General features: G+C 70.7%; 6 protein-coding genes. 5 read left to right on the forward strand and 1 reads right to left on the reverse strand.

Annotation, left to right across the window (positions count from 1 at the left end; genetic code table 11):
* The 5 genes from FV229_RS24615 to FV229_RS24635 form a co-directional block, all read left to right on the forward strand.
* Window positions 1-232: tetratricopeptide repeat protein (locus FV229_RS24615; RefSeq protein ID WP_348644204.1), on the forward strand; the 232-nt coding region annotated here is incomplete at its 5' end.
* A gap of 143 nt (window positions 233-375) precedes the next feature.
* A complete protein-coding gene (gene ccmE / locus FV229_RS24620) occupies window positions 376-897 on the forward strand; it encodes a cytochrome c maturation protein CcmE (protein WP_147754465.1) in 522 nt (173 codons plus the stop codon).
* Window positions 898-927: 30 nt separating this feature from the next.
* Complete coding sequence (locus tag FV229_RS24625; protein WP_147754466.1) at window positions 928-2,931, forward strand: heme lyase CcmF/NrfE family subunit; 2,004 nt, start codon at window positions 928-930, stop codon at window positions 2,929-2,931.
* Window positions 2,928-3,395, forward strand: a complete 468-nt coding sequence (locus tag FV229_RS24630; RefSeq protein ID WP_147754467.1) for a cytochrome c-type biogenesis protein — start codon at window positions 2,928-2,930, stop codon at window positions 3,393-3,395. Before FV229_RS24625 ends, FV229_RS24630 begins: the two co-directional genes overlap by 4 nt.
* A 119-nt stretch (window positions 3,396-3,514) precedes the next feature.
* Window positions 3,515-4,171 carry a glutathione S-transferase family protein gene (locus FV229_RS24635; RefSeq protein ID WP_147754468.1) on the forward strand — a complete coding sequence of 219 codons (657 nt, stop codon included), beginning with the start codon at window positions 3,515-3,517 and terminating at the stop codon, window positions 4,169-4,171.
* Window positions 4,172-4,380: 209 nt separating this feature from the next.
* Here FV229_RS24635 and leuC read toward each other — a convergent pair whose 3' ends face one another.
* Window positions 4,381-5,793, reverse strand: a complete 1,413-nt coding sequence (gene leuC / locus FV229_RS24640) for a 3-isopropylmalate dehydratase large subunit (protein ID WP_147754469.1) — start codon at window positions 5,791-5,793, stop codon at window positions 4,381-4,383.
* Window positions 5,794-5,983 lie beyond the last annotated feature (190 nt).

A 5,983-nucleotide genomic window follows, 5' to 3' on the forward strand; every position in this document is an offset into this window, starting at 1 on the left:
GCCCTTGGCCGCGATCCGCGGCATGGTGGCCGGCCTCGACCGCCGGCTCGCGGCCAAGGGCGGCAGCGTCGACGAATGGCTGCGGCTCGTGCGCTCCTACAGCGCGCTCGGCGATCCGGAGCAGGCCGGCAAGGTCCTGAGCCGCGCGCGGATGGCGCTCGCCGCGGACCCGGGCGCCGCCGAGCGGCTCGACACCCTGGCGAAGGAACTCGGCCTTCCGCTGCGCCCCTGACGATCTGTCCCGGCACGGGCGACTTGACCCGCGGCCCGTCGGAGCCGACATCCGAGAGGATAAGAATGAGGACGGCACGGCCCCGGACCGACCTTCGTGGGTCGTGCCGGGGCCGGACCACCCGCCGGGGACGGACTGAACTCGTGACGCGCAAGAGCCGCCGCCTGATCCTGATCGCCGCCTGCGGCGCCGTCCTGGCGCTCGCCGTCGGGCTCATCCTGTCGGCGATGAGCGGGTCGATCGTGTTCTTCCGCTCGCCGACCGAGGTGGCGAACCAGGGCGTCGGCCCCGGGACGCGCTTCCGTCTCGGCGGCCTGGTGAAGGACGGCTCGCTCCAGCGCGGGGCGAACCAGAAGATCGACTTCGCGGTGACCGACACGAACGCGACCGTCCAAGTCCAGTATACCGGCCTTCTGCCCGACCTGTTCCGCGAGGGGCAGGGCGTCGTCGCCGAGGGAACGCTGGAGCCGGGCGGCATCTTCCGCGCCGACACCGTGCTCGCCAAGCACGACGAATCCTACATGCCGCGCGAGGTCGCCGACGCGCTCAAGGCGCAGGGGCGCTGGCAGGAGGGCGGCAAGGGCGGCAAGGGCTCCGTGAAGACGGACCCGCCGAAGGCCGCCGACGCCGCACCCGCGACCCTCGGCCCGCGCAGCGAGCGCTGAGCCGATGTCATTGACTCGAGGAACCGCCGCTTGATCGTCGAGGTCGGACATTTCGCGTTGGCGCTGGCGCTGGCGCTCTCCCTGGTCCAGTCGGTGATGCCGATCTGGGCCGCCCGCTCGGGCGACGCCGCCCTGCGGCAGGTGGCGACGCCGGCGGCGCTCGGCGCCTTCGCCTGCGTGCTGTTCGCGTTCGCGGCGCTGACCTACGCCCACGCCACGTCCGACTTCTCGGTCCAGAACGTGGTCGAGAACTCGCACACGACGAAGCCGTTCATCTATAAGCTCTCCGGCGTCTGGGGGAACCACGAGGGCTCGATGCTCCTCTGGATCCTGATCCTCACGCTGTTCGGGGCGATGGTGGCGGTGGCCCGCGAGTCGGTGCCCCCGGTGCTGCGCGCCAACACCCTGGCGGTGCAGGGCTTCATCACCTTCGTCTTCGTGCTGTTCGTGATCACCACCTCGAACCCGTTCACCCGGGCGGTGCCGGCGCCGGTCGAGGGCAACGACCTCAACCCGCTGCTGCAGGATTTCGGCCTCGCGGTGCACCCGCCGCTGCTCTACGTCGGCTATGTCGGCTTCTCGATCACCTTCGCCTTCGCGATCGCGGCCCTGATCGACGGCAAGATCGACGCCGTCTGGGCCCGCGCGGTGCGCCCGTGGACGCTGACCGCCTGGAGCTTCCTGACGCTCGGCATCGCGATGGGCTCGTACTGGGCCTATTACGAGCTCGGCTGGGGCGGCTGGTGGTTCTGGGACCCGGTCGAGAACGCCTCGCTGATGCCGTGGATCGCCGGCACTGCGCTGTTGCACTCCACCGTCGTGATGGAGAAGCGCGACGCCCTCAAGGTCTGGACGGTGCTCCTCGCCATCCTCACCTTCTCGCTGTCGCTGCTCGGCACCTTCATCGTGCGCTCGGGCGTACTTACCTCGGTGCACTCCTTCGCCACCGACCCGACCCGCGGCATCTTCATCCTCGCGATCCTGATCCTGTTCATCGGCGGGTCGCTGACGCTGTTCGCGTGGCGCGCGCCGATGCTGCGGCAGGGCGGCCTGTTCGCGCCGATCTCGCGCGAGGGCGCGCTGGTGATGAACAACCTGTTCCTCGTGGCCGCCTGCGCCACCGTGCTCGTCGGCACGCTCTACCCGCTGCTGCTGGAGATGCTGACGGCGGAGAAGATCTCGGTCGGGCCGCCATTCTTCAACTACACCTTCGTGCCGCTCGCGATCCCGCTGCTGCTGATCGTGCCGTTCGGGCAGACCCTGGCCTGGAAGCGCGGCGACGCGCTCGCCGCCTCGCAGCGCCTGTTCGCGGCCCTCGGCCTCGCCCTGGCGGTCGGCCTCGCCACCCTGGCCTGGACCTGGGGCGGCCCGGCCATGGCTCCGGTCGGCGTGGGCCTGGGCGCCTACCTCATCGTCGGCTCGGTGCTGGAGATCGTCTCGCGCGCCCGCGGCTTCGGCAGCAGCCGCACCCGCGCGCCCGGCCTGATCTGGCGCCGGGCGATCGGCCTGCCGCGCTCGGCCTGGGGCACGGCCATCGCCCATGCCGGCGTCGGCGTGGTCGTGCTCGGCATCGCGGCGCAGGGCTGGGCGACCGAGGGCCTCGCCACCCTGAAGCCCGGCCAGACGCTGGCGACCGGCCCCTACGTGGCGACGCTGGATCGAGTCGCGCCGCGGCCCGGTCCGAACTACGAGGAGGTCGCGGCCTTCCTCACCATCCGCGACAAGGCCGGCGACGAGATCGGCCAGGTCGACACCGGCAAGCGCTTCTACCCGAGCCGCAAGATGACGGTGACGGAATCGGGCCTGCTCACCCGCGGCGTCAGCCAAGTCTACGCCAGCCTCGGCGAGATCTCGCCCGACGGCAGCATCGGCCTGCGGCTGTACTACAAGCCGCTGGTGCTGCTGATCTGGCTCGGCGCGGTGGTGATGGCGCTCGGCGGCGGCCTGTCGCTCACCGACCGGCGCATGCGCGTCGGCGCGCCCGCCCGCGCCAAGCTCAAGCCCGTTCCCCTGCACGCGGTCCCGGCCGAATGAGCGCCGCGCGCACGCTCCGCGGCCTCCTGCTCGCCGGCCTCGTGCTCGGGGCGGGCGCGGCCCAAGCCGTCCAGCCGGACGAGGTCCTGAAGGACCCGGCCATGGAGCATCGCGCCCGCGAGATCTCCTCGGGCCTGCGTTGCCTCGTCTGCCAGAACCAGTCGATCGACGATTCCGACGCACCGCTGGCGAAGGACCTCCGGCTGATCGTGCGCGAGCGGCTGAAGGCCGGCGACAGCAACCAGGGCGTCGAGGATTACGTGGTGAACCGCTACGGCGAGTTCGTGTTGCTGCGCCCCGTCCTGGCGCTCCACACCGTGCTCCTGTGGCTGACGCCGCTGCTCGCGGTGCTGCTCGGCGGCTTCGGGATCTGGCGCCTGTCGCGCCGCGCGGCGCCGGCGCCCGAGCGTGGCCTGTCGGCGTCCGAGCAGGCCGACGTCGCGGCTCTGCTCCGGCGCGAGTGATCCCCGTCGGGGTCCGTGGCAATTCGCCCACGCCCGAGGCATGATGTGCGCCTGCGGCGGCGAGTCGGCACGAGTCTTGGATCCGCCTCTCGCGAAAACGATCCGCGAAGGATGCGAGCATGGCCACGGCGACGCTGACGATCTCCAGCCGGAACTACTCGTCGTGGTCGCTTCGCGGCTGGCTGATCTGCAAGATGGCCGGCCTCGACTTCGACACCGAGATGTTGCCCGGCGGCGACGAGACCTCGCGCGCCGAGCTGCTCCACCTCTCGCCCTCGTTCCTCGTCCCCCGCCTGCACCACGAGGGCATCGTGGTTTGGGACACGCTGGCGATCGCGCAGTACCTCAACGAGACCTTCCCCGAGGCCGGCTTCCTGCCGAAGGACGTGGCCGCCCGCGCCCATTGCCGCTCGATCGCCGGCGAGATGCACGGCGGCTTCATCAACCTGCGCTCGGCCCTGCCGATGAACCTGAAGGCCTTCCACCCGAGCTTTCGGGTGTTCAACGGCGCCAAGGGCGACATCGAGCGCATCGTCACGATCTTCGACGACTGCCTCGCCCGCTACGACGGGCCGTTCCTGTTCGGCGAGCGCCCGACGCTGGCCGACGCGATGTACGCCCCCGTCTGCACGCGCTTTCGCACCTACGACGTGACCCTTCCCCCGCGCGCCACCGCCTATCGCGACGCCATCCTGCACTGGCCGCTGATGGTCGAGTGGGCCGAGGCCGCCGCCGAGGAGCCGGAGGAGATCGAAGAGCTCGATATGGAGTTCTGAGGGCGGAGCAGCCCTGAACCGCGTCCGTCGTCGGCGAGCCGAGGCTTCGCCAATCGATCACGAACACTCCCCGTCATCCCGGGGCTGCGCAGCAGAGCCCGGGATCTAGAGCCGCCGCCGACGCCAGCCCAAGCACGACCTGCGGTTCTGGATTCCGGGCTCGCCTTCGGCGCCCCGGAATGACGGCGAGGGGTGGTTGGCGGGAGCCCTTACCCCTTGGGCCAGGCCCGGATGTCGACGAAGCGGCCGGCCACGGCGGCTGCGGCGGCCATGGCCGGGGAGACGAGGTGGGTGCGGCCGCGATGGCCCTGGCGGCCCTCGAAGTTGCGGTTCGAGGTCGAGGCGCAGCGCTCGTTCGGGCTGAGGCGGTCGGCGTTCATGCCGAGGCACATCGAGCAGCCGGGCTCGCGCCAATCGAAGCCGGCGGCCTTCAGCACCGTGTCGATGCCCTCGGCCTCGGCCTGCGCCTTCACCAGGCCGGAGCCCGGCACCACCATCGCCGAGACGCTCTCGTGCACCTTCTGGCCCGCGACCATCTGGGCGACGATGCGCAGGTCTTCGATCCGGCCGTTGGTGCAGGAGCCGATGAACACCCGGTCGAGGGTGATGTCGGTGATCTTCGTGCCCGGCGTGAGCCCCATGTAGGACAGAGCCTTCTCCTTCGAGGCGCGCTTGTTCTCGTCGAGGATCGCGGCCGGGTCGGGCACCGAGCCCAGCACCGAGATCACGTCCTCTGGGCTCGTGCCCCAGCTGACGATCGGCGGCAGGCTGGCGGCGTCCAGGCGGACTTCCTTGTCGAAATGCGCGCCCTCGTCGCTGACGAGGCTCTCCCAATAGGCGCGGGCCCGCGCGAAGGCCTCGCCCTTCGGCGCCATCGGCCGGCCTTCGCAATAGGCGTAGGTCGTGGCGTCCGGGGCGACGAGGCCGGCGCGTGCGCCGCCCTCGATCGACATGTTGCAGATCGTCATCCGGCCTTCCATCGACAGCGCGCGGATCGCCTCGCCCGCATACTCGATGACGTGGCCGGTGCCGCCGGCGGTGCCGATCTCGCCGATGATCGCGAGCACGATGTCCTTGGCGCTGACGCCGGCCGGCAGCACGCCGTCGACGGTGACGCGCATGTTCCTGGCCTTCTTCTGCAGCAGCGTCTGCGTGGCGAGCACGTGCTCGACCTCGGAGGTGCCGATGCCGTGGGCGAGAGCCCCGAACGCGCCGTGCGTCGAGGTGTGGCTGTCGCCGCAGACGATGGTCTGGCCGGGCAGCGTGAAGCCCTGCTCGGGGCCGATGATGTGGACGATGCCCTGGCGGCGATCGAGGGCATCGTAAAACTCGATGCCGAAATCCTTGACGTTCTGCGCCAGCGCCTCGAGCTGGATCCGGCTCTCCGGATCCTCGATGCCCTTGGAGCGGTCCGAGGTCTGGACGTTGTGGTCCACCACCGCCAGCGTCTTCTCCGGGGCGCGCACCGTGCGACCGGCCACGCGCAGACCCTCGAAGGCCTGCGGGCTCGTCACCTCGTGGACGAGGTGGCGGTCGATGTAGAGCAGCGTCGAGCCGTCGGCCTCGACGTCGACGACGTGGTCGTCCCAGATCTTGTCGTAGAGGGTGCGCGGGCTCGTCATGGATTCTGGTCGCTTCGGGTTGTCGTCGCGTGGCGGCGTGTCTTCGGCGGCGTGTCCGTAGCCGGCCTAAGGGCCGGCGCGGAAATCTTTAGTAAGGTTCCAGGCGCGATTTCGGAAGTGGCTGCCGGCCGACGCCCGCGGATGGCAGACCGGCACCGGCCGCAATGGGGATGCGAGGGGGGGCTGGGAG

Source organism: Methylobacterium sp. WL120, assembly GCF_008039465.1.
Taxonomy (GTDB): Bacteria; Pseudomonadota; Alphaproteobacteria; order Rhizobiales; family Beijerinckiaceae; genus Methylobacterium; species Methylobacterium cerastii.

Coding starts and splice junctions, on each gene's coding strand:
- FV229_RS24635 (WP_147754468.1), top strand. CDS start 3,515: ATGGCCACGGCGACGCTGACGATCTCCAGCCGGAACTACTCGTCGTGG.
- FV229_RS24630 (WP_147754467.1), top strand. CDS start 2,928: ATGAGCGCCGCGCGCACGCTCCGCGGCCTCCTGCTCGCCGGCCTCGTG.
- leuC (WP_147754469.1), bottom strand. CDS start 5,793: ATGACGAGCCCGCGCACCCTCTACGACAAGATCTGGGACGACCACGTC.